General features: G+C 73.5%; 22 protein-coding genes. 9 read left to right on the top strand and 13 right to left on the bottom strand.

What is annotated here, in order from left to right; genetic code table 11:
* Positions 1-6: 6 nt before the first annotated feature.
* The gene (locus tag ACWEOZ_RS20550) at positions 7-1,599 is read left to right on the top strand and encodes a long-chain fatty acid--CoA ligase (RefSeq protein ID WP_451912271.1); all 1,593 of its coding nucleotides are present in this window, start codon (positions 7-9) and stop codon (positions 1,597-1,599) included.
* On the opposite strand, the gene ACWEOZ_RS20545 is transcribed toward ACWEOZ_RS20550, so the two are convergent.
* From ACWEOZ_RS20545 to ACWEOZ_RS20530, 4 genes are read right to left on the bottom strand one after another with little or no spacing between them, the layout of a single operon-like run.
* Positions 1,593-2,285, bottom strand: a complete 693-nt coding sequence (locus tag ACWEOZ_RS20545) for a GDSL-type esterase/lipase family protein (protein ID WP_451912270.1) — start codon at positions 2,283-2,285, stop codon at positions 1,593-1,595. The two genes, ACWEOZ_RS20550 and ACWEOZ_RS20545, sit on opposite strands and share 7 nt — an antisense overlap.
* Positions 2,282-3,307, bottom strand: coding sequence for an alpha/beta hydrolase (locus ACWEOZ_RS20540; RefSeq protein WP_451912269.1), 1,026 nt, complete (start codon positions 3,305-3,307; stop codon positions 2,282-2,284). The genes ACWEOZ_RS20545 and ACWEOZ_RS20540 overlap by 4 nt, the downstream gene beginning before the upstream one ends.
* On the bottom strand, positions 3,304-4,062 hold the full coding sequence (locus tag ACWEOZ_RS20535) for a hypothetical protein (protein ID WP_451912268.1): 759 nt from the start codon (positions 4,060-4,062) through the stop codon (positions 3,304-3,306). The genes ACWEOZ_RS20540 and ACWEOZ_RS20535 overlap by 4 nt, the downstream gene beginning before the upstream one ends.
* On the bottom strand, positions 4,059-5,828 hold the full coding sequence (locus ACWEOZ_RS20530) for a phosphatidylglycerol lysyltransferase domain-containing protein (protein WP_451912267.1): 1,770 nt from the start codon (positions 5,826-5,828) through the stop codon (positions 4,059-4,061). Before ACWEOZ_RS20530 ends, ACWEOZ_RS20535 begins: the two co-directional genes overlap by 4 nt.
* A gap of 161 nt (positions 5,829-5,989) precedes the next feature.
* On the opposite strand from ACWEOZ_RS20530, the gene ACWEOZ_RS20525 reads away from it, so the two are divergent.
* Positions 5,990-7,258, top strand: coding sequence for a prolyl oligopeptidase family serine peptidase (locus tag ACWEOZ_RS20525; protein ID WP_451912266.1), 1,269 nt, complete (start codon positions 5,990-5,992; stop codon positions 7,256-7,258).
* Between the two features lie 13 nt (positions 7,259-7,271).
* Here ACWEOZ_RS20525 and ACWEOZ_RS20520 read toward each other — a convergent pair whose 3' ends face one another.
* From ACWEOZ_RS20520 to ACWEOZ_RS20510, 3 genes are read right to left on the bottom strand one after another with little or no spacing between them, the layout of a single operon-like run.
* Positions 7,272-8,030: an ABC transporter permease gene (locus ACWEOZ_RS20520; protein ID WP_451912265.1), complete on the bottom strand. Its 759-nt coding sequence runs from the start codon at positions 8,028-8,030 to the stop codon at positions 7,272-7,274.
* Positions 8,027-9,544 (bottom strand): ABC transporter permease subunit, encoded by a 1,518-nt coding sequence (locus ACWEOZ_RS20515; RefSeq protein WP_451912264.1) that lies wholly within the window; start codon positions 9,542-9,544, stop codon positions 8,027-8,029. Before ACWEOZ_RS20515 ends, ACWEOZ_RS20520 begins: the two co-directional genes overlap by 4 nt.
* Complete coding sequence (locus ACWEOZ_RS20510) at positions 9,541-10,275, bottom strand: ABC transporter ATP-binding protein (RefSeq protein WP_451912263.1); 735 nt, start codon at positions 10,273-10,275, stop codon at positions 9,541-9,543. The genes ACWEOZ_RS20515 and ACWEOZ_RS20510 overlap by 4 nt, the downstream gene beginning before the upstream one ends.
* Positions 10,276-10,393: 118 nt before the next feature.
* Here ACWEOZ_RS20510 and ACWEOZ_RS20505 point away from each other — a divergent pair, with 118 nt between their 5' ends.
* Positions 10,394-11,524: a sensor histidine kinase gene (locus ACWEOZ_RS20505; protein ID WP_451912262.1), complete on the top strand. Its 1,131-nt coding sequence runs from the start codon at positions 10,394-10,396 to the stop codon at positions 11,522-11,524.
* On the top strand, positions 11,521-12,183 hold the full coding sequence (locus ACWEOZ_RS20500) for a response regulator transcription factor (RefSeq protein ID WP_451912261.1): 663 nt from the start codon (positions 11,521-11,523) through the stop codon (positions 12,181-12,183). The genes ACWEOZ_RS20505 and ACWEOZ_RS20500 overlap by 4 nt, the downstream gene beginning before the upstream one ends.
* On the opposite strand, the gene ACWEOZ_RS20495 is transcribed toward ACWEOZ_RS20500, so the two are convergent.
* Positions 12,170-13,633 (bottom strand): family 43 glycosylhydrolase, encoded by a 1,464-nt coding sequence (locus tag ACWEOZ_RS20495; protein WP_451912260.1) that lies wholly within the window; start codon positions 13,631-13,633, stop codon positions 12,170-12,172. The two genes, ACWEOZ_RS20500 and ACWEOZ_RS20495, sit on opposite strands and share 14 nt — an antisense overlap.
* Before the next feature lie 127 nt (positions 13,634-13,760).
* Here ACWEOZ_RS20495 and ACWEOZ_RS20490 point away from each other — a divergent pair, with 127 nt between their 5' ends.
* The 5 genes from ACWEOZ_RS20490 to ACWEOZ_RS20470 all read left to right on the top strand — a co-directional run bounded on the left by ACWEOZ_RS20490 (position 13,761) and on the right by ACWEOZ_RS20470 (position 18,882).
* The gene (locus ACWEOZ_RS20490) at positions 13,761-15,617 is read left to right on the top strand and encodes a glycosyltransferase (protein ID WP_451912259.1); all 1,857 of its coding nucleotides are present in this window, start codon (positions 13,761-13,763) and stop codon (positions 15,615-15,617) included.
* A gap of 74 nt (positions 15,618-15,691) precedes the next feature.
* Positions 15,692-16,684 carry an RNA polymerase subunit sigma-70 gene (locus tag ACWEOZ_RS20485; RefSeq protein WP_451912258.1) on the top strand — a complete coding sequence of 331 codons (993 nt, stop codon included), beginning with the start codon at positions 15,692-15,694 and terminating at the stop codon, positions 16,682-16,684.
* Entirely contained in the window at positions 16,681-17,130 is a 450-nt protein-coding gene (locus ACWEOZ_RS20480) for a DUF6069 family protein (RefSeq protein WP_451912257.1), read from the top strand. Before ACWEOZ_RS20485 ends, ACWEOZ_RS20480 begins: the two co-directional genes overlap by 4 nt.
* 25 nt (positions 17,131-17,155) lie before the next feature.
* Complete coding sequence (locus ACWEOZ_RS20475; RefSeq protein WP_451912256.1) at positions 17,156-18,055, top strand: LysR family transcriptional regulator; 900 nt, start codon at positions 17,156-17,158, stop codon at positions 18,053-18,055.
* A 74-nt stretch (positions 18,056-18,129) separates the two neighbouring features.
* A complete protein-coding gene (locus ACWEOZ_RS20470) occupies positions 18,130-18,882 on the top strand; it encodes a class I SAM-dependent methyltransferase (RefSeq protein ID WP_451912255.1) in 753 nt (250 codons plus the stop codon).
* Between the two features lie 14 nt (positions 18,883-18,896).
* Here the strand turns inward: ACWEOZ_RS20470 and ACWEOZ_RS20465 are convergent, their stop codons facing one another.
* From ACWEOZ_RS20465 to ACWEOZ_RS20445, 5 genes are all read right to left on the bottom strand, one after another.
* Positions 18,897-20,312, bottom strand: coding sequence for a protein kinase domain-containing protein (locus tag ACWEOZ_RS20465; protein ID WP_451912254.1), 1,416 nt, complete (start codon positions 20,310-20,312; stop codon positions 18,897-18,899).
* 132 nt (positions 20,313-20,444) lie between these two features.
* Positions 20,445-21,542, bottom strand: coding sequence for a sensor histidine kinase (locus ACWEOZ_RS20460; protein ID WP_451912253.1), 1,098 nt, complete (start codon positions 21,540-21,542; stop codon positions 20,445-20,447).
* A 2-nt stretch (positions 21,543-21,544) separates the two neighbouring features.
* A complete protein-coding gene (locus tag ACWEOZ_RS20455; RefSeq protein ID WP_451912252.1) occupies positions 21,545-22,204 on the bottom strand; it encodes a response regulator transcription factor in 660 nt (219 codons plus the stop codon).
* A 15-nt stretch (positions 22,205-22,219) separates the two neighbouring features.
* A complete protein-coding gene (locus ACWEOZ_RS20450) occupies positions 22,220-22,903 on the bottom strand; it encodes a VanZ family protein (RefSeq protein ID WP_451912251.1) in 684 nt (227 codons plus the stop codon).
* Positions 22,904-23,042: 139 nt separating this feature from the next.
* Positions 23,043-23,166: cold-shock protein (locus ACWEOZ_RS20445; RefSeq protein ID WP_360831463.1), on the bottom strand; the 124-nt coding region annotated here is incomplete at its 5' end.

Genomic DNA, 23,166 nt, shown 5'->3' with positions numbered 1-23,166 from the left:
GGCCTGATGCAGGACCGGGCTCTCGACGTCGGCATGCTGATGCGCCGCGCCGAGGGACTCTTCGCGCGCAACCGGGTGGTCACCGCCACCGCGGCCGGCGAGGTCACCGCCACCTGGGGCGAGGTCGTCGCCCGGGCCCGGCGGCTGGCCGGCGTCCTCGACCTGCTCGAAGTGCCGCCCGGCGCCCGGGTCGGGACCTTCGGGTGGAATTCCCAGCGTCACCTGGAGCTCTACTTCGCGGTGCCGAGCGCGGGACGGGTGCTGCACACGCTCAACCACCGCCTCTTCGCCGCCGAGCTGACCGGCATCCTGGCCGACGCGGCCGACGACGTCCTGTTCGTCGACCGGTCCCTGCTGCCCACGGTGTGGCCGGTGATCGGGCCGGCGCCGGCCGTGCGGCATGTCGTGGTCATGGACGACGGCGGCGACGAGCCGATCCCGGACGACGCCCGGGTGCTCGGCTACGAGGAGCTTCTCGCGCGGGTGTCGCAGCCGGTGGCCCCGGCCGTCGTCGCCGAGGACGACGCCGCCGGCCTCTGCCACACCTCGGGCACGACCGGCCGGCCCAGGGGCGTGCTCTACAGCCACCGGTCCGTCGTGTTGCACACCATGGCGCTGCTCGCGGCCGACAGCTTCGCGATCAGCGAGCGTGACGTGGTCCTGCCGATCGTGCCGATGTTCCACGTCAACGCCTGGGGCCTGCCGTACGCCGCCGCGATGGCCGGGGCCGAGCTGGTGCTGCCGGGTCCGCGGATGAGCCCGGACGCCCTCGCGGCGATGCTCACCCGGCACCGGGTCACGTTCACCGCGGCCGTACCGGCGATCTGGCGCGCTCTGGAGCCCCTGCTGCCCGGCCTCGACCTCTCCGCGCTGCGGATGACCGTCAGCGACGGCAGCGCCCTGCCGGTCTCCCTGGCCCGGGAGTACGAGGAGACCGCCGGTGTCACTTTGAGCAGTTCGTGGGGGATGACCGAGACCAGCCCGCTGGTCACCTGCGCGCGGCTCGCGACGATCCACGACGGGCTCGACGCCACCGCGCGACGCGAGGTGCTCTGCTCGCCCGGCCGTCCGGTCCCGTTGACCGAGGTCCGGCTCGTCGGCGAGGACGGCACCATCGTCGCCCATGACGGCAGCGCTCCGGGGGAGGTGCAGGTCAGCGGGCCGACCGTCGCGGCCGGTTATTTCGGCGCGGGGGCCGGCGAGGCGAACCTGACCGCCGACGGCTGGTTGCGCACCGGCGACATCGCCACGATGGACGCCGACGGCCACCTGCGGATCGTCGATCGGACCAAGGACCTCGTCAAGTCGGGCGGCGAGTGGATCTCGTCGGTCACGCTGGAGAACGAGATCATGGCGCACCCGGACGTGCTCGAGGCCGCCGTCGTCGCCGTACCGGATCAGCGGTGGGGTGAGCGTCCCCTGGCGTGCGTGGTCGTCGCGCCGGACCGGGCCCTCACCGCCGAGGACCTGCGGGCCCACCTCGCCGGCCGGGTGGCCTCGTGGTGGGTGCCCGACGAGTTCCGCTTCGTGGCCGAGATCCCCAAGACCGCCACCGGCAAGTTCGCCAAGGTGGCCCTGCGCCGGCTGACCGGTCAGTGAGCAGCCGCGTACGCCGCGGACGCGATGGCCTCGTGCCCGGCGGCGTTCGGGTGGTCCCCGTCGGCGGCGAGCAGCGAGGTCGGGTCGCCGGTTCCGGTGCCGCCCTTGAACACCGGCAGCGTGTCGACGTAGGTGGCGCCCGCCGCGGCCGCCGCCTCGCGTAACGCCTGATCGCAGGCAGCCGTTGCGGCCACGGCCGCCGAGCGCCGGCTGTCGTCGTCGCCCGCGGCGACCCCGTCCTCCACGACGTTCCAGTAGCCGAACACCAGCACCGGTACGCCCGGCCGCAGCTCGTGCACCGATCGCAGCACGGCCGTCACGTTCCGGCCGACCTGCGCGACGGGCGCCGCGTACGCGTCATCGTCGTCGAGCGCCGCGGCCACATCGTTGGCCCCGGCCATGACCAGCACGACGGCCGCCCGTCGTACGGCGTCCCGGGCACGCGCCCCGCTCAGCGTGCGCCGCACGTCGGCCGAGGTCGCACCGGCCTCGGCCAGGTTCTCCGAGTCCGCCGCCGGGGACACCATCCGGGCGTACAGGTCGGGGAAGGGCGTGCAGTGGCAAGCGGTCCCGGCCGGGACGGAGTCGCCGAAGGTGACCACGGTGACCGGCGGGCCCGGCGCCGGTGGCGGCGTGGCACAGCCGCCCAGCAGCAGCGCGCCGAGCACCGCGAGCACCGCCCTCACGGCGTGACCGCGGGACGGGCGAGCCACGACGACAACCAGTCGAACGCGGGCGCCTCCATGGCCTGCCACACCGGGTCACTGTGCCCGCCGTGGGCCACGACGGCCGTGGTGACCGACAGCGGCGGGCGGGCCAGCCGGGCCATGGTCCGACCGTCCCGGCGGGACGGCGGGTCGTCGGCGGCGTACGCCAGATACAGCCCGGCCCGGGGTTGCGGGAGGTGCCGCAGCCGCCAGGCGACGTTGTGGGTAGTCAGCTCGGAGCTGTCGCCGACCTTGATGCCGGGCGAGGCGTACCCGGACAGGCTGGCCGCGGCGGCGTACTGCCGCGGATGCCGCAGCAGCAGGTCGGCGGCGCAGAACCCACCGGCCGAGTAGCCGGCCAGGCCCCAGGCCGGGCCGTCGGACCGGACCCGGAAGCCGGCCCGGACCGCCGCCGGGACGTCCACCGTCAGGAACGTCTCCGCCTTCGGACCGCCGGTCAGGTCGGTGCACTCGGTGTCGGCCAGCGGGTCCGGCGTCTGGTAGGCGAAGACCACGACGGCCGGGGCCATCCGGCCGGCGGCGATCTCCTGGTCGAGGTGCCGGCGCACGTCGAGACGGCGCAACCAGCTCTTCGGCGACCCGGGGAAGCCGTGCAGGGCCTCGATCACCGGATAACGCTCGTGGCCCGAGGAGTAGCCGGGTGGCAGGTAGACGTAGGCGGGCATGGTCATGCGGGAGACCCGGCCGGCCACCGTGATCTCGACGATCCGGCCGCCGGGCCCCGAGACGAATTCCGCGGGCTGCGGCGGGACGGGCGAGTCATCCTCCGGTACGCCGCCGAGCGCGGTCCAGCTGGGGTAGGCCTCGGTGAGCCGGTTCAGCTCCATCGCCGACGTGGCCACCAGGCTCAGCGTGCAGGCCAGGACGAGACCGGCCCGCACGATCCGGCCGGACCGCTCCCAGCGCACCGCGACAGCCACCGCGGAACACACCACCAGGGCCAGGCCGGTCAGCAGCAGCGGGAGCCCGTCGATCCTCATGCCGGCAACGCCGTCGGCAGGACGCGGGGGGACGCGAGCGCGGGCGGGCTCTGGGCGACGGCCCAGCTGGTCGCGGCGGACCAGGTCGCGAACGTACGCGTCGGCATCGCCGGTCCGGGGCCGGCCGGGGTCGGGCCGACGGTCGCCAGCGCGGCGAAGCGGCCGGGGAGCTCGGTCGCCAGCCGCCGGGCGAGCGGCACCTGGGCGGCCGCGGTGACCAGGACCCAGCCGCGCGGCGTCGCCCGCAGATCGGTCTCCAGCAGCCGGGGCAGCGTGGCCAGCGAGCCGGTGCGCGCGCCGGGGGAGAGCGTGACCTCGATCAGATCGGCGCCGGCCGGGCGGCCGCCCAGGGCGAGCAGGACGGGGTACGCGAGCGGGCGGGTCGCGTACCCGGCCGGGACGGTGACCCGGGGTGGCGCCGCGAGCTGCCATGCCGCCGAGCCGGGTGGCTGCCACAGCGCGCTCGGGTCCCGCGCGAACGAGGCGTCCAGCCGGCCGGTCCGGGCCGGGGTGACATCCGCCGGCGCGCCGGTCTGCCCGGCCAGTGCCGCCCAGGAGGGATAGAACTGTTCCTGGCGGTTGTAGAGCAGCCCGACGGCGAGCACCAGCAGGGCCTGGCTGAGCAGCAGGCTGAGCACGCGGGTGGGCACCCGCCGCCGGCGGCTGCCGCGGTTCCACGACCACACCAGGAACGCGCCGGCCGACAGGGCCGCGGCGCAGGTGCCGAGCAACAGCGGCAGGCCGGTGAGCGTCATCGGCGGGCCTCCGCCGGTGCCGCGGCGGGCCGGGTGAGCGGGGCCCGCCGGCCGGGACCGGGCAGGAACGCCTCGGCCGACAGGACGGCGACCGCTATCCGCGGGAGCTCACGGACCGCGGGGAAGCACAGGTAGCGCGGCACCCAGGCGGGCTGGTACTTGGCGTTGGAGCGGTACAGCGACTCGATCTGCCAGACCCGGGAGGCGGCCTTGAGGACCTGGTACGACAGCCGCAGCACCGGCCCGGCCCCGAGCTCGTCGGCCCGGGCGAACACCGAGCGCAGCACGGCGAAGTTCAGCGAGACGCGATGCACGCCCAGCCCGGGCGCGGCCGTCATGGTGGTGACGACCATGAACTCGGTCAGCCCGTTCTCGGCGGTCCGGTCCCCGCGCATCAGGTCCAGCGACAGCCCGTCGGTGCCCCACGGCACGTAGTGCAGCAGGCCACGGACCCGGCCGCCGGCGTCCCGGCAGATCACGAACAGGGTGTCGCCGTCGTCCGGGTCGCCGAGGCGCGACAACGCCATGGAGAAGCCGCGCTCGACCCGGCCGTCGCGGAAGGCGTCGGCGGCCCGCTGAGCCTCGGTCAGGGCCTCGGGCGTGAGGTCGCGCAGCCGGGTGACCGTACAGGTGTAGCCGGCCCGCTCCACCCGGGCGACCGCCTGCCGCACCGCGCGCATCGCCCGGCCCTGCAGGGTGAAGCCGGCGACGTCGAGGATCGCCTCGTCGCCCAGCTCGACGACGTCAAGACCCGCTTTCCGGTACGCCCGGCCGGCGGCATTGCCACAGCCGAGGACCGCGGGCGTCCAGCCGTGCCGGGCGCAGTCGCGCAGCCACACCGCGATGACCTCCGGCCACTGCGACGCCAGGCCGATCGGATCACCGGAGGCCAGGCTCACCCCGTTGATCACCCGGTACGCGATCACCGCCTTGCCCGACGGCGCCCACAGCAGTGACTTGTCCGGGCGCAGGGCGAAGTAGCCCAGCGAGTCGCCCGCCCCGTGCTGCCGGACGAGCGCGCGGACCACCGCGTCGTCGTCGCCGGTGCGCTGCGGCAGCCGGTTCGCGGGGCGCAGCAGCAGCACGACGGCCGCCGCGACCGAGACCAGCCCGAACATGCCGGTGGTGTAGCTGACCGTCTCGGCGCCCAGCGGGTACGCGAACCGGATCGGCCCTGAGATCCCGACGAGTCCGAGCGCGGACTCCTGCATCCAGGCGATCACTCCCGGACGGCCTTCGAGCCGGTTCATCCGTACGGCGATCTCCACCAGCCCGACCGCGAACCCGGCGCCGGCGAAACCGATGAAGGCGGCCAGCGCCCGCCACCGGTTCCACGGATCGGCCTGCGCGTGGAAGCGGCGGCGTACCACGATCAGCATCACCAGCAGTGCCACCGAGACGGCGGCAGCGTCGTAGTGCCAGCCCCGCGCCAGGTGCAGCACCACCCCGGCGCCGGCCAGGACGACCGCCATCTGCCAGGCCCGGTGCTTGCCCCGGCGCAGCCCGGCCCCGAGATAGACCAGCAGCAGACCGGACGCCGCGCCGGCTGCCCGGGCGGTGAGCACCCCGGCCATCGGCAGGAGCCCGGCCAGTTCCCCGAAGCGGCCGTGCGGCGACGGCAGCACCACGGTGAGGACGTTGTAGAGCCCGGCCAGCTGGACCAGCCGGGCGACCGCGACGCGCGACAACGGCGGCTGCGGCCGCCAGGGTTCCTCGGGATCGTCCGGCGCTGCTTCCCCGGTCCTCGCTGCTGCTGCCTGCCTCATAGCGCGATCGTCTGTCCGCGCGCTTGGCGCCAGCCGAGAGTTCTCTGTGTCCTTCCTGGGCATCCGGGCCCGGCTCGATGCCGGTCTTCCGCTCGGCGCCGCAACCGTGATAGACCCATGTCAATGCACGATTGTTAACGTGATCGAAACAAGGAGGCCGCATGGCCACGTCGATCAGCCGTCGCTCCGTCCTGGCCGCCGGAGCCGGCGCCGCCGCGGGGCTGGCCTTGCCCGGGGCAGCCGCACAGGCCGGCGGCCACTCGGCCACCAGAGCGCGATTCATCCTCAACGCCGAGACCCTGGACGGCGGCGAGCAGGTCACCTCGCTCACCATCGCCACCGGCGGGCTCGGCCGGATCGATCCGGCCAGTCTCACGACCGGCACCTTCACCGTGCACGCGAAGGCGACGAGCCCGATCCCGATCGCGCCGGGCGACCAGATCTTCAGCGAGTACGACCTGGACCGGGCGGTGACCGCGGTCCGGCTCGACCACCACGGCAACATCGTGCTCGACCTGGCGTACGCCGAGGGCCAGACCGGCGGCGGCACGCTCGGCTACATCGCGAGCCGGGGCCGCAACGTGCGGCTCGACCTCGCGTACACGATCACCCAGCACGCCCCCTTCACCGTACGGGGACACCGCCCGGTCACCATCACCGAGTTCGTCCAGGGCCGGCTGTCCAACCCCGAGGTGGACGCCTTCCGGTACGCGATCTCCGCCTCGGGGATGAAGTACCGCCTGTACCAGCCGTCCCGCCGCTTCGCCGGTCGGGGCCGGCGCCCGCTCGTCGTCTGGCTGCACGGCGGGGGCGAGGGCGCCTCGCTGCCCGACAACTACTACGACAACGAGACCACGCTGCGGGCCAACCGCGGTGCGCTGGGCTTCGCCACCCCGCAAGCCCAGCGGATCTTCGCCGGCGCCTACGTCGTGGCCCCGCAGAGCACCTCCTTCTGGCTCGAGGACGGTGACCGCTTCGCCCCGCTGATCCGCGAGATCATCCGTGAGGTCGCGCGCCGGCACCCGGTCGACCACGACCGGATCTACGTGGTCGGCGCCAGCAACGGCGGGTACATGAGCCTGAAGATGACCACGGTCTACCCGGACCTGTTCGCGGCGTCGGTGCCCATCTGCGGCGTCGTCGAGTCCCTGCAGCCCGGCGGCCCCACGATGATCACCGACGCCGAGCTGCGGGCCATCCGGACCCCGACCTGGCTGGTGGCCTCCCGCGACGACGACACAGTGCCGCCGGTGCCCAACACCGTCCACGCCCACGAGCTCATCAGAGGCTCCCTGCTGTCGCTCTACGACCACGTCGTCTGGGACGGCCACCAGTTCCCCGGCCACTGGTCGTGGATCTATGTGGCCCGCAACGATCCGCGCATCGACGGCACCCGTATCTGGCAGTGGATGGCCCGGCAGCGCACCTGAGCGGTCCGGGCCGTCAGGAGTCGCGGAATCGAAGAGCCAGGCCGCCGCCGAGCAGGGCTGCGGCGGCCCAGGCGGCCAGCACGGCCAGGCCCGCCCAGGGCCCGATCGGGAGGCGGTCCAGGTCGGTGGTGGTCTGGACGGCCAGGCCGGCCGGCATCGGCGCGAACCGGCGCAGTGTGCGTTGCAGCTCCGGATTGTTGATCACCGACGCGACCATCGGTACGGCGTAGAGCAGGACCAGCACCGCTCCCGCCGAGGCCGCCGCGTCCCGGATGACGGCGGCGACGCCGAGCGCCAGGAGCCCGACCAGCACCAGGTAGAGCACCGACCCGGCGGCGGCTCGCAGCGTCGGACCGTCGGTCAGTGACGGCGCCGCGATGCCGCTGCCGGGCAGCACCGCCCGGCCGGCGGCCACGCAGCCCAGCACGGCCACCGTCCCCGCGACCAGGGTCAAGCCGCCGGTCAGGACGGCCTTGGCAGCCAGGACCACGATTCGGCGGGGCATGGCGGTGAACGTCGTGCGGAGCAGGCCCGTGCTCTGCTCGCCGCCGATGGTCAGCGCGGCCAGCAGCACGACGACGGCCTGGCCGAGCTGCACCCCGGCCAGGCTCAGCACGGCCGGATCGATGCCGCATCCGCCCCGGGCACAGCGGGCCGAGGCTACTGCGAACAGGCTGGTCAGCACCGTCGCCACGACGAAACCCGGCACCAGCCAGAGGACGGCGGGTTCGGTGCGCAACTTCGTCCACTCCGCGTACAGCGTCCGGCTCACGCGTCGCTCCGGCGCAGCCGCACGGCGGCCAGGCCGAGGACCAGCGCGGCGTACCCGGCCAGGACGGCGAGGCCGCCCCACGCCGGCAGCGGGTAGTAGCCGGACGCGGGCGTGTAGCTCGCCAGCACGTGCGCGTACTCGGGCGCCACCTGCTGGAACGCGAAGGCTGCGGCCGGGGTCAGCCGCAGCAGCCAGTCCGCGGCCGCGGTGGGCAGACCCCCGATCACCGCCAGCAGGTACGGCACCACGACCACCGCCACCGCGATGCCCACCGCGGCCAGCCCCCGCCGGAGCAGCACTCCCAGCCCCAGCGCGAGCAGCGCGGTGCCGGCGACGAGCAGACCGGCCTCGGCCGCCACCCGGACCAGGGTGCTCAGGGGCAACCCCGGCTGCCGGAAGCCGTTGCCGGTCAGCACTCGCCAGCCGAACGGGATGACCAGCGCGGCGGCGGCCGTACCGGCGAGGAACGTGGCGGCGCCGAGCACCACGGCTTTGGCCGCCACGACCCGGCCCCGGCGCGGGCTGGCCAGCAGCGTCACCCCGATCAAGCCGCGCCGGAACTCGCCCGAGACGGTACGGGCGGCCACCACGACCACCACGATCAGGCCGATGACCAGCCCGATCAGCAACAGCTGGACCCAGGGTCCCGTCTCGCCGGTCAGGGGAGCGATGTCACCGTTGCCGGACACCGTCAGGACCCCGCCGGCCTCCTGGGCACTGCCCGGGTGGTGCACGGCGCCGTCCGGCTCGAGCTCGGCCCCGATGTCGTCGCGCCGCCAGTCGCCGCCGGGCGCGGTGCCGGTCGAGGCGACGTTGTCGAAGGCGGCGGTCGCCGTGGCCAGCCGGGCCTGGACGCTGCCGCCGCCGGCTCCGCCGTTCACCGTGAGGTCGCTCGGTGAGGTGACGAAGAGCCCGAGCTCCACGGGTCCGGCCAGCGTCGCGGTGCCCACCCGGCTCCAGGCGGTGCCGTCGGCCGACTCCTCCCCGGTGAGCGTGTCCCCGGCACGGGTCAGCCGCAGCCAGCGCGGGGTGTCCGCCGACACGGCGCCGGGCCGGCCCGCGGTGTCGTGGACGAAGTCGTGCTGCATCCGTACGCCGTGTCCCGCGGTGACCATCAGCGCCACGTAGCGGGAGCCCACGGCGGTGCCCTCCTTGGCGATGACGCCGGCCTTCGCCCACTCCACCAGACCCGGGACGATCTCGTCGTGGTCCGGCGGCGGGTAGGTGATCAGGCCGGTCATCGAGGTCACCCGTACGGTGACGGCGCCGTCCCCGGCCAGCGTCCGGTGCACGAAGAAGAACTTGTCGCGGACCGGCTCGCCGTCCGGGCCCAGCGGGAGCGCCGGGCACTCGATGTCCACCGTCCCGTTCGAGCACGACGAGATGCTGTTCGACGCGACGAACAACCCCAGCAGCACGATCACCACGGTCGCGGCCACCGTGCCGAGCACCCAGCCGCGGACCGTGCGGAACTTGACCCATTCGGCCCGTACGAGCCGGGCGAAGTCGCTCATCGGGCTGCCTCCCCACGGAACTCCACCGCGTCACGGGTCAGCGCGAAGTACGCCTCCTCCAGCGACGGTGACGCCGCCAGCAGCTCGGACACGGTGGTGTCGGCGAGCACCCGGCCCCGGCCGACGATCACCACGTGCGCGGCGATGTGCTGCAGCTCGCTCATCAGGTGGCTGGCGACCAGCACGGCCCGTCCCTGGGCGGCCAAGGTCCCCAGCAGCCCACGCATCCACACGATGCCCTCCGGGTCGAGGCCGTTGAACGGCTCGTCCAGCATCAGCACCGGCGGGTCGCCGAGCAGCGCGGCGGCGATCCCGAGCCGCTGCCGCATGCCCAGGGAGAAGCCGCCGGCCCGGCGGCGGGCGACCTCGGCCAGGCCGGCCTGCTCCAGCACCTCGTCGACCCGCCGGGCCGCGAAGCCCTGCGAACGGGCCAGCCAGAGCAGGTGGTTGCGCGCGGAGCGGCCGGGCTGCACCGCCCCGGCGTCGAGCAGCGCCCCGACGTGGGTCAACGGCCGGCGCAAGGTCCGGTACGGCACGCCGCCGACGAGCGCGGTGCCGGCGTCCGGGGTAGCGAGGCCGAGAACCACCCGCATGGTGGTGGACTTGCCGGCGCCGTTGGGGCCGACGAAGCCGGTGACGTGTCCCGGCCGGACCGTGCAGGACAGGCCGTCCAGGGCGACCGTGCGCCCGTACCGTTTGTGGAGGCCGGTGACCTCGATCGTGGGTTCCATGGCCCCGGTTCTACGCAGCGGGCCGTAACGGCGGCCGAACGTGCACCGTCATTCCGCTGTTAGGTGCGGACCGGCATGCTGGTCACGTGCCGGCCGGCGGCACGGCAGGGGGAACGGGATGCGCACGGCTCGGCGTCAGTTCACGATCATGTACGTGGTGCTGTTCATGCTCTCCGGCGTCGCCCTGCTCGGCCTCACCGGCCTGATCACCATCTCCAGCACCCGGGCCAGCGTCCCGGTCGGGTCCGGGCCGCCCCAGCAGGGGTCCGCCGCACGGATCGCGGAGCTGGAGGCCCAGCTGGCGGCCGTGCACCAGGACCAGGCGCGGCAGCTGCTCGCCGGTTCGGTGATCGCGCTGACCGTGATGGCCGTGGCCTCGGTGCTGCTCGGCCGGTCGGTCGCCGGGCGGGTGCTGCGCCCGCTGCGCACGATCACCGCCGCCACCCGCGCCATCACCGCTGACAACCTGCACGAGCGGCTCGCCGCGCCCGGCCCCGACGACGAGGTCAAGGCGCTCGCCGACACCATCGACGAGCTCCTCGAACGCCTCGAGCAGGCGTTCGCGGCGCAGCGCCGGTTCGTGGCCAACGCCTCCCACGAGCTGCGCACGCCGCTCGCCACGATGCGCGCGTCGCTGGACGTCGCGGTGGCGAAGCCCGGACCGGTGCCGCCGCAGACGGTGGCGCTCGCCGGCCGCCTGCGCACCGAGCTGGACCAGGTCGACGGTCTGCTCGACGGCCTGCTCATCCTGGCCCGCACCCAGCACGGCGCGCTCGCCGACCGCGCTCCGGTGTCACTCGGGGAGCTCGTCACGGAGGTGCTGGCCGCCCGCGCCGCCGGCCTCGCGGCCGAGCGGCTCACGGTCGACGCCGACGTGCGGCGCGACGCCTGGACCCACGGCAACGCCGTGCTGCTCACCCGGATGATCGGCAACGTCGTTGACAACGCGATCACCCACAACGAGCCGGACGGCTGGGTCCGGGTGGTCGCCGCCGCCGAGAACGGGACCGCGCTGCTGACCGTCGAGACCGGTGGCCCACCGCTCGACCCGGACCAGGTCGCCCGGCTCGGCCGGCCTTTCCAGCGGCTCGGCGTGGCGCGGACCGCCGGGACCGGCACCGGGCTGGGACTGTCCATCGTGGCGGCTGTCGCGGCGGCCCACGGCGGCACGATGGCGTTGCGGGCCCGGGCCGAGGGCGGTCTGCACGTGGCGATCCGGTTGCCGCTGCTGCCGGAGGGCGCCGCGTGAGGGTGCTGGTGGTCGAGGACGCGCGGGCGCTCGCCGAGGTCGTCGCCGAGGGCCTGCGCGATCAGGGGATGGCCGTCGACGTCGCGCTGGACGGCCTGACCGCGGTCGACAAGCTGGAGCTGGCGCCGTACGAGGTGGTGGTCCTCGACCGCGACCTGCCCGGCCTGCACGGCGACATGCTCTGCCAGCTGATCACCGAGCGGGACGAGCGGCCGATGGTCCTGATGCTGACGGCGGCCGGCGCTCCCGGCGACCGGGTCAGCGGCCTGACGCTGGGTGCCGACGACTATCTGGCCAAGCCGTTCCACTTCCCCGAGCTGGTGCTGCGGGTCCGTGCGCTGGCCCGGCGCCGCCCGTCGGCCCGGCCGCGGACGCTGCACGCCGCCGGCCTGGAGCTGGACCCGGCCCGGCGCACCGCCACCCGCGACGGCCGCCGGCTGGACCTCTCGGTCAAGGAGTTCGCCCTGTTGGAGGCGCTGCTCCGGGTGGCGCCCGCGTTCCTGAGCGCCGAAGCGCTGCTGGAGCAGGTGTGGGACGAGAACGCCGACCCGTTCACCAACACCGTGACGGTCACGATCGGCCGGCTGCGCCGCAAGCTCGGTGAGCCGCCGATCATCACCACCCGGGCCGGGGTCGGCTACCGCATCACCGGTTCGTGACCGCGAGGTTGTCGAAGGCTGCGGCGGCGTTGTAGACGCGTACGCCCGAGGAGCCGGCGGTGTACGTACCGTCGGTGACTGTGATCCTGGGGTTCGCCATGTCGTTCACGAACACCTTCAGCGACGTGCCCACCGCCTCGACCCGCAGGTGGTAGCGCGTGCCCACGGTGACGGACAGGGCCGCGGCACCCAGCCGGGTCCAGTTGTTGTCCGCCTTGCCCAGCACGACCTGGCCCGCCGGGCTGATGCCCGCGTAGTAGCCGCGGTAGCTGTCCGTGCCGACGGCGGGGGAGGTGGCCCGGAAGACCAGACCGGCGTCACCCGCGCCGGAGGTGACCGTGACGTCGGCGTCGTAGACCGCGTTCGTGTGGTTGTCGGTCAGCAGCGCCTTGCCGCCGTACGAGTGCTGGGCCCGGTACTGCCCGCCGGTGGCCGTCCACGAGCCGCCGTAGGTCTTCCAGCCGATCGCGTTGTTGTCGTCGAAGTTGTCCTTGACGAGCATCTTCACCCGCTGGATGGTGCCGTCGGCGGCGAAGGTCATCCGGTCGTAGGCCAGGTAGCGGGCGTTGCCGTCGGTCTCGCCGAGCGGCCGGCGGTGGTAGAAGATGTACCAGGTGTCGGTGCCCGGGATGTTCACGACCGAGTTGTGGCCCGCGCCGCGGGCGACCGCGGCGTCCTGGGCCAGGATCTTGTCGAGGCGCTGGAACGGCCCGGTGGGTGAGTCCGAGATGGCGTACGCGACGGAATAGTCCGGGCCGGTCCAGCCGCCCTCGGACCACATCAGGTAGTACTTGCCGTTGCGCTTGAGCATCTGCGGGCCCTCGACGTAGCCCGCCGGCGTGATCTCCTTGAACACCGAGCCGTCGGGGAACGTGCCCAGGCTGGTCATGTCGCTGTTGAGCCGGGCCACGTTGGCGTGCCCGTGGCCGCCGTAATAGATGTACGCCTGCCCGTCGTCGTCGATGAACACGTCCTGGTCGATCGGCTGCGCGCCGTTGACGAAGCGGTCGATGAGCGGCCGGCCGATGGCGTCCCGGTACGGTCCCTCGGGCCGGTCCGCGACAGCGACGCCGATGCCGCCGAGCTCGGTGTTGCTCTGGATGTCGTTCGCCGCGAAGTAGAGGTAGTACCGGCCGTTGCGCTGGACGGGGGCGGGGGCCCAGACCGCGTACTTGGCCCAGGAGACGTTCGCCGTGCTCAGGACGGTCGGGTGCTTGGTCCAGGTGACCAGGTCGGTGGAGGAGAACGCGTCCAGGTAGGTCTGTTCGGCGTAGGGCCGGGAGGAGGTGGGGAACACCCAGTACCGGTCGTTGTAGAGCGCGATGTCGGGGTCGGCGTAGCGCCCGTCGACGAAGGGGTTGCCGGCCTCAGCGGTCGTGTACGTGGGCGGCGCTACGGCGACGGCCGGGGCCATCAGCAGGGCCACCAGCGCCGCGGCGATCGAGTTCATATTGCCCCCATCGATGATCCCCGATGAATGATAAGGATTGTTTACTTGTGTCGGGACGTGTCGTCAAGCGTTCTGCTCTGCGCACCGGATGGACGGCAGTCGCGCGACCGGTCTAGGGTGCCGATCCGTGAAGGTCCTTTTCCTGCTCAACGACGGCTTCGGTATCGGTGGCACCATCACCACGACCTTCAATCTCGGCAGCGCCCTGGCCGAGCGGGGCCACCAGGTGGAAGTGCTCAGCACCGCGCGCCGGCGCGACGTGCCCCACATGCCCCTGCACCCGGCCGTCCGGCTGATGGCGCTCGTCGAGGCTCGCACCGACCACCCCGACTACCTCGCCGACGATCCGCTGCGCGGCCAACCGGCGCGGTACTACCCGAAGGCCGACTACCGGTCCAGCGACTACGACCGGATGGTCGAGGAGCGGTACGCGCGCTACCTGGCCGCCAGCGACGCCGACGTGGTGATCGCCACCCGCCCCGGCCTGATCGCCTATGCCGCCCGGTTCGCCTCCGACCGGATGATCAAGATCGGCCAGGAGCACCTGACCCGGCTCCAGCAGCGCAAGGCCATGCGCGAGGAGCTGCCGCGCCACCTGCGCAAGCTCGACGCCTTCGTGACCATCACCGCGCGCGACGCCGAGGACTACCGGGCGCACGTACGGCTGACGGACACCGAGCTGACCTTCATCCCGAACAGCGTGCCGGCGCCGGCCGTCCCACCGTCGCACGGCCGCGACAAGATCGTGGTGGCGGCCGGCCGGCTGGTCCAGGGCAAACGGTACGACCTGCTGATCCGGGCCTTCGCCGCGGTGACCGCCGAACGTCCGGACTGGCAGCTGCGGGTCTACGGCCAGGGCAAGCTCCGGGCCGAGCTGCGCACCCTGGTCGCCGAGCTCGGGCTGCACGACAACGTGCTGATGATGGGCCCGTACACGCCGATCGAGACGGAATGGGCCAAGGGCGCGATCGCGGCCGTGCCCTCCGACCAGGAACCGTTCGGCATGACGCTGGTCGAGGCGATGCGGTGCGGGGTGCCGGTGGTCAGCACGGACGCGCCGTACGGTCCGGCCGAGATCCTCCAGGACGGCATGGACGGCCTGCTCACGCCGGTCGGGGACGAGGCCGCCCTGGCGGCCGCGCTGCTGCGGCTGATCGACGACGACGCGCAACGGGAGGCGATGGCCGCCGCCGCGCTGAAGAACGCGCAACGCTACGACCCGGCCCTGATCGCCGAGCAGTACGAGCAGCTGTTCGACCGGCTCGCGGCCCGCAAGGCCGCCCGCCGGCGCTGGTGGCCCCGCCGGGAGCGGCCGGCCCCGCCGCAGCCGGTGCTCGGCCCGGCCCCGACCTCCGCCGTCCCGACCGTCGACGCGCTGGTCACCGCGGACGGCGAGCTGATGCTGGCCGACAGCGCGGAGCTGATCTGGTGCCGCGACGACGACAAGGTGCCGGTGGGCGGCGACCTGCCCGAGGGGACCTGGCAGCTGCGCACCCCGGACGGCGCGGCGGTCCGGGCCGGCCGGCTGGACACCCGGGCCCTGATCCCCGGTACGGCCAGGCGGGTCCAGCTGCCCTACCGGCTCAGCGACGGCTGCCTCGGCCTGCGGGTCTGGGACCGGCCGGTGTACGCCGAGATCGCCGGCGTGCTGATCGACGCCGACGGCCTGCGGATCGAGGGACGCCTGGTCGGGGCCGAGCCCGTCGAACCGGTGCTGGAGCTGCGGAGCACCGCCACCCGGGAGCTGCCGGGCTCCGTCACCGACGTGGGCTTCGCCGTCCGGATCGGCGCCCTGCCGGCGGGCACCTGGCAGCTCTGGCTGCGCTACGCGCCGGGCCGGCCCGCGGTCCGGCTCGGCCGGTTCCTGGACGACGTGGCCCGCAAGGACGTCGCGTACGTGTTCCCGCCGATCACCACCGGCGGCGTCACGATGCAGCCGCACTACGACGCGAACAACGAGTTCTCGATCCGCGTCACGCCCTGACCGGCCGGTGATGAGTTTCCCCGCTCCGGGCCGTCATACCTGCGACAAGGCTGCCGAGACGGAAGGGTGACGTCATGGGTGTGGACGTGGTGGAGGAGCTGGGCGTGAGCGGACTGGGCGAGGTCAGCGAGCCGGTGTTCTCCGGGCTGGTCGAGGGACACCGGCGCGAGCTGCATGTGCACTGCTATCGGATGCTCGGATCGTTCGAGGATGCCGAGGACGCCGTGCAGGAGGCGTTCCTGAGGGCCTGGCGGCGCCGGGAGACGTTCGAGGGGCGCTCGACCTTCCGGGCCTGGCTGTACCGGATCGCCACCAACGCCTGCCTCGACCTGCTGGCCAAGCGGCGTCCGGAGCCGGCGACCGGCGGCGAGGTGCGGTGGCTGCAGCCGTACCCGGACCGGCTGCTCGACGAGCTGCCCGCGGGTGACGGGGACGGGCCGGAGGCGGTGGCGGTCGCGCGGGAGACGATCGAGCTGGCGTACGTGGTCGCGGTCCAGCATCTCGCTCCGCGCCCGCGGGCCGCGCTGATCCTGCGCGACGTGCTCGGCTGGCCGGCCAAGGAGGTCGCGGAGCTGCTCGGGGACTCGGTCAACTCCGTGAACAGCGCGTTGCAGCGGGCCCGGGCCGGCATGCGGGAGCACCTGCCGGCCGAGCGGCAGGACTGGACCGGCGGCGAGGAGGACGCGCCGACGCGCGAGCTGGTACGCCGCTTCACCGACGCCAGCGTGGCCGCCGACATCGACGGGCTCGCCGCACTGCTGCGCGACGACGTCCGCTTCGCGATGCCACCCACCCCGGGCCTGTACGTGGGCCGCGAGGCGGTCGTGAACAACTGGGTCGAGGACGGCTTCGAGGGCATGACCGGCCTGCGCGCGGTCCGTACCGCGGTGAACCGGCAGCCCGCCTTCGCCTTCTACCTCTGGCGGGAGGAGGAGGGCGCGTACCTGCCGCTGACGCTCGACGTGCTGCGGATCAGCGGCGGGGCGATCACCGAGATCACCGTCTTCCATGACGACCAGTTCCCGCGACTCGGACTGCCCGAGCGCCTGCCGGCGGTGACGGCATGACCGGCATGGACGACGTCGGGGTCGCCACCCGCCCGGCCTCGGCCGGCCGTACCCACCGGCTCCGCTGGCTCGTCGGGGCGGGGCTGGTCGCCACGCTCGCGGCGATGGTGGCCACCACGCTCGCCGCGGCGCTGGCCCGGGCCGCCGGGGTCGACTTCGCGATCCCCGACGGCGGTGAGACGATCCCGCTGTCCGGGTTCGCGGTGGTGACCGGCTTCTTCTCGATCGTGGGGGTGGTGATCGCCGCGGCTCTGCTGCGCTGGAGCGCTCGCCCCGCCGACCGGTTCCGGTGGACGGCCGGGTCGCTGACGGTGATCTCGTTGATCCCGCCCTTCATCTCCGGGGCGGACACCGCCACCATCGCCGCTCTGGTCGGCCTGCACCTGATCGCCGCGGCGGTGATGATCCCGGCCCTGACGTGGAGCCTCCGCAGCCGCACCGGCTGAGGATGCCGGGCATAGGCTCCGGTCTGTGACCGCCATCGAGCTGAGACATCTGGCCACCCTGGCCGCGATCGTCGACGAGGGCTCATTCGGCCGGGCGGCCACCCGGCTCGGCTACACCCAGTCGACCATCAGTCAGCAGATCGCCGCGCTGGAGAAGGCCGTCGGTGGCCCGGTGTTCGACCGGCCCGGCGGCCCCCGGCCGGTGCGGATCACCCCGCTCGGTGCCGTGGTGCTCGAACACGGCCGGGACCTGCTGGCCCGGGCCGCGGCGTTGACCGGCGCGGTGGACCGGTTCCGGGCCGGAGCCGGCCGGCTCGACATCGGCATCTTCCAGAGCATGTCCAACGTCCTGCTGCCGACCGTCGTGCGCCGGCTGCGCGACGAGCACCCCGGCTGCGACATCCGGACGACCGAGGAGGTGCCGGGCCGGCCGCCCCGGATCGACGAGCTCGACCTGCTGTTCTACGACGGCCTGCTCGACGGCGACGTCGATCACGTCAAGCTGCTCGACGACCGTTACGTGCTCGTGGCCGGCCCGGGCGCGTTCCCCGACGGCCCGGTCCGGGTCGACCAGCTCGACGGGCGGCCCCTGGTCGCCTACCCGCCGGTCTGCGATCAGCCCCGGCTGGAGCTGGCTCTCGAACGCGCCGGGGCCCGCCCGCGGATCGTGTTCCGCAGCGCCGGTGACGACACGCTCCTGTCGATGGTGCGGGCCGGGATGGGCTCGGCGGTGCTGCCCTGGCTGGCCGTGCACGGGGCCGGCGTCGAGGCCGACGAGCGGCTGCGCACGCACGAACTGCGGCCGGCCCTCCCGCCCCGCGAGGTCTTCCTGCTCTGGCCGGCCGGTCGGAGTCACTCCCCGCTGGCCGCGCGGGCGATCGCCGTCGCTGTCGAGGCGGCCGCCGCCCTGGCCCGGCGGAGGTGAGATCGCTCCGAGCGATCACCTCGATCGGGAACAATCGCTTTTGTCGATGATGGCGCCGTTCTACCGTCAGCGACATGACGACGAGGTCCGACCTGTTCGACTACGACGCCGAACTGCGCCTGCACAACGAGCACTTCCGCGCCGCTGCCCGCGTCGGCTCCCACGACCGGGTGCTCGACATCGGCTGCGGCGCCGGCCGGACCACCCGCGAGGCGGCCCGCGCCGCCGTCGACGGGAGCGCGACCGGCGTCGACATCTCCGCGCCGATGCTCGCCCAGGCCCGCCGGCTCAGCCGCGACGAGGGCCTGCGCAACGTCACCTACCAGCAGGCGGACGCCCAGGTCCACCGCTTCGCACCGGCGCACTTCGATCTCTGCATCAGCCGGTTCGGCACGATGTTCTTCGCCGACCCGGTCGCCGCGTTCACCACCATCGGGCAGGCCCTGCGCCCCGCGGCACGGCTGGTGCTGCTGGTCTGGCAGGGACGCGACCGCAATGAATGGGCCACCGAGATCCCCTGGACCCCCACCGCCGCATCGGCCGCACCGAGCGGCCCGGACGCGTTCTCCCTGGCCGAGCCGGCCGTCACGGAAAGCATCCTGACCGCGGCCGGCTTCACGGAGGTCAGCTTCACCGACGTGCACGAGCCGGTCTACTACGGCCCGGACACCGCCGCTGCCACCGACGCCGTGCGGCGGCTGTGGAAAGTGCCGGCCACCGAGCCGGCGATCACGCGGCTGCGCACCGTTCTCGACGCCCACCGCACGGACGACGGCGTGTACTTCGACTCGCGCGCCTGGATCGTCACGGCCCGGCGCGGTCACTGAGGACCGCGGAGGCCTCAGGAATCGGCGAGGACGACTTCCTGCACCGGGTCCACGGCCGGCGGTGACGGGTCCACCGGGTCCGGCTCGTCCGGCGGGTCCGTCGGCTCCACCGGAGGCTGGGTGGTGGCCGGGGGTTCCGACGGCTCCTCCGGCTCCGGCTTCGTCGTGGTCGGCGGCGGGTCGCTCGGCGGGGTCGCGTGGGGCCTGGTCGGCCGGATCGTCGGCCTCGTGGTCGGGGTCTTGCTCGTCGGCTCCGGCTTCGGCTTCGAGATCTGCGGCGGCGTCGTGGCCTCGCGGGTCCAGGTGTCGGTGATCCGGCGGACCGGCCGGTCACTGTCGTCGTCCGGGACGTCGGGCACCGGCCGGGTCGAGGTCGGGGTCGGCACCGGGGTGGTGATGGGCCGCGGAGCCGGGGGTACGGGCGCACCGTCGACGGCGGCCTCCGCCGGCCGGCCGGCCGGCGTCGCGTAGCCGTTGGCCACCTGGAGCCCGATGATGCTCGCGAACGCCGCGGCCACCGCGATCGACGCCGTGATGGCCGCGCGGCTGCGGGAGCGCTTGGTCCGTACCGGTGGGATCGTGCGGGTGAGCACGGCGGCCGGGCGTACCGTCGGGGTCCGGCCCGCGGCCCGGCGCAGGGTCTCCGCGACCTCGGCGGCCGACGGACGCCGGGCCGGGTCGTCGGCGATGCAGGCCTCGTAGAGCCGGTTGATCTCCCGGGGGAGCCCGGCGATGGCCGGCAGCCGCGGCGCCCGCTGCTGGAAGCGGGCGGCCAGGATGTCGCCGACGCTGGTGCCCGGCCACGCGCGGGTGCCGGTGAGGCATTCGAACAGCAGCAGGCCGAGCGCGTAGACGTCGGCCGCGGGGTACGTCGGTTCGCCGCGCAGCTGCTCGGGGGCGAGGGTGGCCGGGGTGCCCCAGAGCTGCCCGTGCTTGTCGAAGCTGTTCTGCCCGGCCAGGGCGGCGATGCCGAAGTCGAGGACCTTCACGCCGCCCGGGGTGAGCATGACGTTGCGGGGCTTCACGTCGCGGTGCACCAGGTCACGCGCGTGCGCGGCGGCCAGGGCGGCGGCGACGTCCGCGCAGATCTCCGCGGCGCGCTCCCATCCGAACGCGCCCGTCGCGGCGAGCCGGTCGGCGACGGTGTCACCCTCGAGAAATTCCATGATCAGGTACGGGATCCGCTGGTCCCCGTCGGTGGCCTCGCCGTAGTCGTAGACGCGGGCGACGTTCGGGTGGCTCAGCGTCGCCGCGGCCCGCCCCTCGCGCAGCACATCGAGGAACGGCTCGCCGCTGCCCGGCCGGTACGGCGAGAACAGCTTGACCGCGACGCGCCGTTTGAGCGTACGGTCGTAGCCGCTGTGCACGACGGCGCTGCCGCCGTGGCCGACCGGCTGCTCGACCCGGTAACGACCTGCCAGAGATCGCATGGTCATCCTCCTGGCCGTCGCGCGAATCCGTCACCCACAGTGTGGATCTTTCTTGGCACCGATCCCGCTGCGAGTGTCGCATGTCATACCCAGCCGCGCACTGGTAGAAGCACGCCGGATTCGCCGGCGGGGCTACGGCGGGCCGGGTAACCGGACGGTGACGCGAAGACCCCCGGTGTGACCGGGCCCGAGGTCGAGGGTTCCGTTGTGGGCTCGGACGATGCTGTGCACGATGGCCAGGCCGAGGCCGGCGCCGGCGTGTTCGTCCGTGCGTACCCGTTCTGTTCCACGCTGGAAGGGCTCGGTCAGCGTCGGCAGCAGTTCGGGCGGGAGCCGGCGACCCGTGTTCTCGACCCGCAACACGCTCGTGGTGCCGTGCGTCTCGGTACGCACAGTGACGGTTCCGTCGGTCGGGACGTTGTGGACGATGGCGTTCTGTACAAGGTTTGTCACCATTCGCAGCAGAAGCTGGGGGGAGCCGGTGGTCCGGGCCGCCCCGCCGGTGACTTCGAGGGCGATCCGGCGCCGTTCGGCCAGGGGGAGCAGCGTCTCGGCGGCTTCCTCGGCGAGCAGGGACAGGTCGACGCTCTCGCGGGTGAAGTCCCCGCGATCGCCCCGGCTGAGCACCAGCAGCGCCTCGGTGAGGTCGATGGCCCGCTGGTTGACGGTGTGCAGCCGCTCGACGAGCTCGCCCCGTACCCCGGCCGGGTCCTTGCGGGCGACGTCGAGCAGCGTCCGCGAGATCGCGAGCGGGGTGCGCAGTTCGTGCGAGGCGTTCGCGGCGAACCGTTGCTGTTCGGCGACATGGGACTCGAGCTGGTCGAGCATCGCGTCGAACGCGTCGGACAGCTCACGGAACTCGTCGCGGCGGCCCTTCATGCGGATCCGGTGCGACAGCGACCCCCGGCCGGTGGTCCGGGCCGCCTCGGCGATCTGGGTGAGCGGCGCGAGGATCCGGCCGGCCAGGACCCACCCTCCGACCAGGCCGAACACCAGCACGAAGGCCAGCACGGCGGCGGCCCGCGGCGCGAAGATGTGCAGCAGGTTGGACCGGACGGGGAAGACGCCGTTGATGTTCGTGTCGCCGCCGATCAGCAAGGCCCGGTCGGGGACGTAACGCAGCAGGAACACCCACACGGCCGCGAGCAGCAGGGCCCCGGCCAGCAGGAGAAAAGCGGCGTAGCTGAGGGTGAGCTTGAGGCGGACGCTCATCCCGGGTGCTCTGGTCACGCTCACCCCTCGATGCGGTAGCCGACGCCGGGCACGGTGGCGATGATCCACGGTTCGCCGAGCCGTTTGCGCAGCGCCGAGACGGTGATCCGCACGGCGTTGGTGAGCGGGTCGGCGTTGACGTCCCAGGCCCGTTCCAGCAGGTCCTCGGCGCTGACCACCCCGCCCTCGGCGGCGACCAGGACCTCCAGCACGGCGAACTGCTTGCGGGTGAGCGCGACGTAACGCCCGTCGCGGAAGACCTCCCGGCGGAACGGGTCGAGGCGCAGGCCGGCGATCTCGCGGACCGGGGGCCGGGCGTACCCCCGCCGGCGGTCGAGGGCCCGCAGTCGGAGCACCAGCTCCCGCAGCTCGAACGGCTTGGTCAGATAGTCGTCGGCGCCGAGCGCGAAGCCGGAGGCCTTGTCGTCGATCCGGTCGGCCGCGGTGAGCATGAGGATCGGGATGCCGCTGCCGGAGGCGACGATGCGCCGGGCCACCTCGTCGCCGGAGGGGCCGGGGATGTCGCGGTCGAGGACCGCGAGGTCGTACGAGTTGAGCCCCAGCAGCTCCAGAGCCGCGTCGCCGTCCCCGGCGATGTCGGCGGCGATCGCCTCGAGCCGCAGCCCGTCACGGACGGCTTCGGCCAGGTAGGGCTCGTCCTCCACGATCAGTACGCGCATGCCGGAAGCCTATGGTCAGCGCGGTCCGGAGGTGGCCGCTGCCGGTGCGGACCGGTGCTGGTCGGGCGGCGCCCCGGCCGTGCCGCGCCACCAGCGGCGGGACGCCAGCGCGGCCAGCGCGGCCCCGGCCGCGTTGACCAGCACGTCATCCACCGACGACACCCGGTCGAGGCGGAAGGCGAACTGCGCGGTCTCGATCAGGATCGAGCAGCCGGCCCCGAGGGCCAGGATCCGCGGTACGGAGGCCAGCGCCGCGAACCGCATCGGGGCGAAGAAGCCCAGCGCGGCGAGGATCAGCAGGTTGCCGCCGATGCCGAGCGGGCCCATCGTGATCAGGTCGCGCAGCGGCACCAGGCTGACCCGGCCGGGGACGACACCCGCGCCCGGACCCGGCATCAAGGTCATCCAGATGAACGGCACCGTCCCGTAGACCAGGCCCACCTCGGCCACCGAGATCCGCCACGCCAGGGAAGCGCCGATGGCCCGCCGCCGGTAGGCCAGGGCCCACACCAGCAGAGCGGTCGGCGGCAGCCCGACCAGCATCATCAGGATCAGGCCGTTCTCGGTGTCGTAGCAGCCGTGCCATCGCCCGGCCAGACACGCCGGAGCAGCCATCATGAGTGGCCGCCGCACGACGAACACGGCGCCGGCCAGGCCGAGAACGGCCAGGCCGGCGGACAGGGTGCTCCTGGGGCTCATGGCCCCATTGAAGAGGGCCGGCCGTTGCCGGGGCGTATGCGATTTTCCATACGCCGGCGATACCCGCGGTGCACCGGACGGGGACGCCAAAAGGCGGCCCGCTGAATCAGTCGGGCCGCCGGTTGGTGCAGAGCGAAGGTCAGAGCGGGCGGATGTTCTCCGCCTGCAGGCCCTTCTGGCCCTGGGTGATGTCGAACTCCACCTTCTGGTTCTCGTCGAGGCTGCGGTAGCCGCTCGTCGCGATGGCGGAGAAGTGGGCGAAG

The organism is Actinoplanes sp. NPDC004185 (assembly GCF_053603475.1).
This window is presented reverse-complemented; position numbering and strand designations above follow the sequence as displayed.

Bases quoted from the DNA above. Each gene is read 5' to 3' on its own strand.
- ACWEOZ_RS20515 (WP_451912264.1), bottom strand. From the start codon at position 9,544: ATGAGCGACTTCGCCCGGCTCGTACGGGCCGAATGGGTCAAGTTCCGC.
- ACWEOZ_RS20485 (WP_451912258.1), top strand. From the start codon at position 15,692: ATGGGTGTGGACGTGGTGGAGGAGCTGGGCGTGAGCGGACTGGGCGAG.
- ACWEOZ_RS20470 (WP_451912255.1), top strand. From the start codon at position 18,130: ATGACGACGAGGTCCGACCTGTTCGACTACGACGCCGAACTGCGCCTG.
- ACWEOZ_RS20530 (WP_451912267.1), bottom strand. From the start codon at position 5,828: ATGAGGCAGGCAGCAGCAGCGAGGACCGGGGAAGCAGCGCCGGACGAT.
- ACWEOZ_RS20525 (WP_451912266.1), top strand. From the start codon at position 5,990: ATGGCCACGTCGATCAGCCGTCGCTCCGTCCTGGCCGCCGGAGCCGGC.
- ACWEOZ_RS20455 (WP_451912252.1), bottom strand. From the start codon at position 22,204: ATGCGCGTACTGATCGTGGAGGACGAGCCCTACCTGGCCGAAGCCGTC.
- ACWEOZ_RS20465 (WP_451912254.1), bottom strand. From the start codon at position 20,312: ATGCGATCTCTGGCAGGTCGTTACCGGGTCGAGCAGCCGGTCGGCCAC.
- ACWEOZ_RS20510 (WP_451912263.1), bottom strand. From the start codon at position 10,275: ATGGAACCCACGATCGAGGTCACCGGCCTCCACAAACGGTACGGGCGC.
- ACWEOZ_RS20495 (WP_451912260.1), bottom strand. From the start codon at position 13,633: ATGAACTCGATCGCCGCGGCGCTGGTGGCCCTGCTGATGGCCCCGGCC.
- ACWEOZ_RS20480 (WP_451912257.1), top strand. From the start codon at position 16,681: ATGACCGGCATGGACGACGTCGGGGTCGCCACCCGCCCGGCCTCGGCC.
- ACWEOZ_RS20540 (WP_451912269.1), bottom strand. From the start codon at position 3,307: ATGAGGATCGACGGGCTCCCGCTGCTGCTGACCGGCCTGGCCCTGGTG.
- ACWEOZ_RS20550 (WP_451912271.1), top strand. From the start codon at position 7: ATGCAGGACCGGGCTCTCGACGTCGGCATGCTGATGCGCCGCGCCGAG.
- ACWEOZ_RS20535 (WP_451912268.1), bottom strand. From the start codon at position 4,062: ATGACGCTCACCGGCCTGCCGCTGTTGCTCGGCACCTGCGCCGCGGCC.
- ACWEOZ_RS20450 (WP_451912251.1), bottom strand. From the start codon at position 22,903: ATGAGCCCCAGGAGCACCCTGTCCGCCGGCCTGGCCGTTCTCGGCCTG.
- ACWEOZ_RS20505 (WP_451912262.1), top strand. From the start codon at position 10,394: ATGCGCACGGCTCGGCGTCAGTTCACGATCATGTACGTGGTGCTGTTC.